The organism is Lutibacter sp., from assembly GCF_013139515.1.
GTDB lineage: Bacteria > Bacteroidota > Bacteroidia > Flavobacteriales > Flavobacteriaceae > Lutibacter.
Map to the genome: position 1 here is coordinate 1 of NZ_WTAR01000126.1, position 3,254 is coordinate 3,254.

Genomic DNA, 3,254 nt, shown 5'->3' on the forward strand with positions numbered 1-3,254 from the left:
TTGTACAATAGCAAGTTATGCATTGAATGTTACAAGTTTTACATGTGCAAATTTAGGTGCAAACACCGTTACTTTAAGTGTTACTGATGAAAAAGGAAATGTAGGTTCAAATACAGCAACAGTAACAGTGGCGGATGCAATAAATCCAACAGCAATAACACAAGATATTACCGTTAATTTAGATGGTACAGGAAACTTAACAATTGCAGCTGCTGATGTAAATAATTTATCAACAGATAATTGTGGAATTTCTTCATTATCTGTATCACCAAACACATTTACGTGTGCTAATTTTGGAGATAACGTTGTAACGTTTACAGTTACAGATGCAAGCGGAAATAGTGCATCAACTACAGCAACAGTAACAGTTGAAGATACAGTTGTACCAGTTGTAAACACACAAAACATTACAGTTCAATTAGATGGAACAGGAAATGTAACTATTACACCAGTACAAATCGAAAATGGTTCAACTGATGCTTGTGGTATTGCAAATTATAGTTTAGATATTGATGAATTTACATGTGAAGATGCTGGAGAAAATACAGTAACGTTAACTGTAACCGATGTTAATGGTAACAGTAATTCCGCAACAGCAACAGTAACGGTTCAAGATGTTACAGCACCAGTTGTAGTAACAAAAGATATTACAGTACAACTAAATGCAGCAGGTAGTGTAAGTTTTGTAGGGACTGATGTTAATAATGGTTCTACAGATATTTGTGGAATAGCTTCATATTCAGTTTCACCAAGTACTTTATCTTGTGCAAATGTTGGTGCAAATACAGTTACTTTAACTGTAACCGATGTAAATGGAAATAGTAATTCAGCTACAGCAATAGTAACAGTTCAAGATAATGTAGCACCAACTGTAATTACACAAAATGTTACAGTACAGTTAGATGCTTCAGGAAATGGATCAACAACAGCAACTGCTGTTAATAATGGCTCTTCAGATGCTTGTGGTGTTGCTTCATTATCAGTTTCACCAAGTGCATTTACATGTGCTAATATTGGTGTAAATACCGTTGCGTTAACAGTAACTGATAACAATGGAAATAGTAATACAGAAACTGCAACAGTAACTGTTGAAGATAATGTAGTACCAGTTGTAATTACACAAAATATTACAGTGCAGTTAGATGGAACAGGAAATGTAACTATTACACCAGCACAAATAGACAATGTTTCAACAGACAGTTGTGGTATAGCAGGTTATTCATTAAATAGTACATCATTTGATTGTAAAGATATAGGTTTAAACACCGTTACCTTAACAGTAACCGATGTGAATGGAAATAGTAATTCAGCACCAGCAACAGTAACAGTTCAAGATACAGTTGTACCAGTTGTAAATACCCAAAACATTGTTGTTCAATTAGATGTAACAGGAAATGTAACTATTACACCAGCACAAATAGACAATGTTTCAACAGATAATTGTGGTATAGCAGGTTATTCATTAAATACTACATCATTTGATTGTAAAGATGTTGGGGGAAACACCGTTGCTTTAACGGTAACCGATGTAAATGGAAATAGCAATACAGCAACTGCAACAGTAACAGTTGAAGATACAGTTGTACCAGTTGTAAACACACAAAACATTATTGTTCAATTAGATGGAACAGGAAATGTAACTATTACACCAGTACAAATTGAAAATGGTTCAACAGACAATTGTGGTATAGCAGGTTATTCACTAGATATTGATGAATTTACATGTGAAGATGCTGGAGAAAATACAGTAACGTTAACTGTAACCGATGTAAATGGTAACAGTAATTCAGCTACAGCAATAGTAACTGTTGAAGATAACGTAGCGCCAGTAGTAAATACACAAAACATTACAGTTCAATTAGATGTGAACGGAGAGGTTACAGTAACACCAGTACAAATAGATAATGTTTCAACAGATAATTGTGAGATAGATAGCTATGAAATTGCTAAAAGCAGTGGTTCAGTATCTTCAACACTTTATTTTACAGGAACATACAATGGAACTGTATGGTCAGCAAACAGAGATGGCTCTGGATCACCAACAGTATTATATGATACAAGTGATGGTATAGATACAGCTGGTCCAGTAGGTGTTGAAGTAAATTTAAATAGCGGTATTCTTTATTATGCCGGTGGGAATACTAATGATATTTTTAGTGCATCTGCTGATGGAACAGGAACAATATCAACAGTTTCTAATACAAATTTAGGGTATGAACACCATGATTTTGAGTTTGATTGGGATAATAATAGAATATTTTATACAGGTGATGAGGAAGGACTTTTTGTAGCTAATGCAGATGGTACAGGTTCAGCAGCCAATATTATAGATGATGCAAGTGTAATTGCATTAACTTATAATAGCACAACGGATAAGATTTATTATGTAACTCATGGTGATTGGAATATTGGAGTTATCAATGCAGATGGTACTAGCCAAAATAATAACCTTATAGATGCAAATAGCCCAAGAGGTATTACTATTGATGAGGCTTCTGGAAGATTATTCTGGGTTGAAAAAAACTTAGGTAAAGTTTATACAGCTTTAGCTGATGGAAGTGAAACACCTTATGAATTATATGATGATGGAGCAGACGGTATTCCTTACGGAATAGATTATGATGCAAGCACAGGAATGATATATTGGACTCTATTTAGTATCTCTGAAGGTGATTATGGTGATGGTGACACTAATATTGATTATGTATTTAAGGCACCTGCAGATGGTTCTGGTTCACCAGAATTAGTGTATTCAGGTGAATTTGGAGGTATTAGAGGTATAGCAGCAGGTAGAAATCTTACTGGTGTTGGATCAGGAATTTTTGAAGAAAGTGTAGCTTATACTTGTGAAGATATAGGAGAAAACGAAGTTACATTAAAAGTAACAGATATTTACGGAAACAGTTCTACAGCAACTGCAGTTGTAACAGTTGAAGATACAGTAGCGCCAAATGTAGTTACAGTAGCACCGTTTACGTTACAGTTAGATGCAGAAGGCAGTACGCTTAGTATTGATGTTGAAGACATAGAAAACGGAAGTACCGATGCTTGTGGTATTGAAAGTTACGCATTAGATGTTGATTCTTTTGATTGTAGCAACGTTGGAGAAAATACCGTTACTTTATCGGTCACAGATATTCACGGAAATACAGGAACAGCCACTACAGTTGTAACTATTGAAGATAACGTAGCACCAGTTGTTATTACACAAAATGTAACTGTTGCATTAAATAGTAGAGGAGAAGCTTTTATTG

1 protein-coding gene is annotated in these 3,254 nt (G+C 34.7%); it reads left to right on the plus strand.

What is annotated here, in order from left to right; all coding sequences use genetic code 11:
• A partial coding sequence (locus tag GQ540_RS11135; protein ID WP_291801028.1) for a hypothetical protein occupies positions 1-3,254 on the plus strand: 3,254 nt, incomplete at both ends.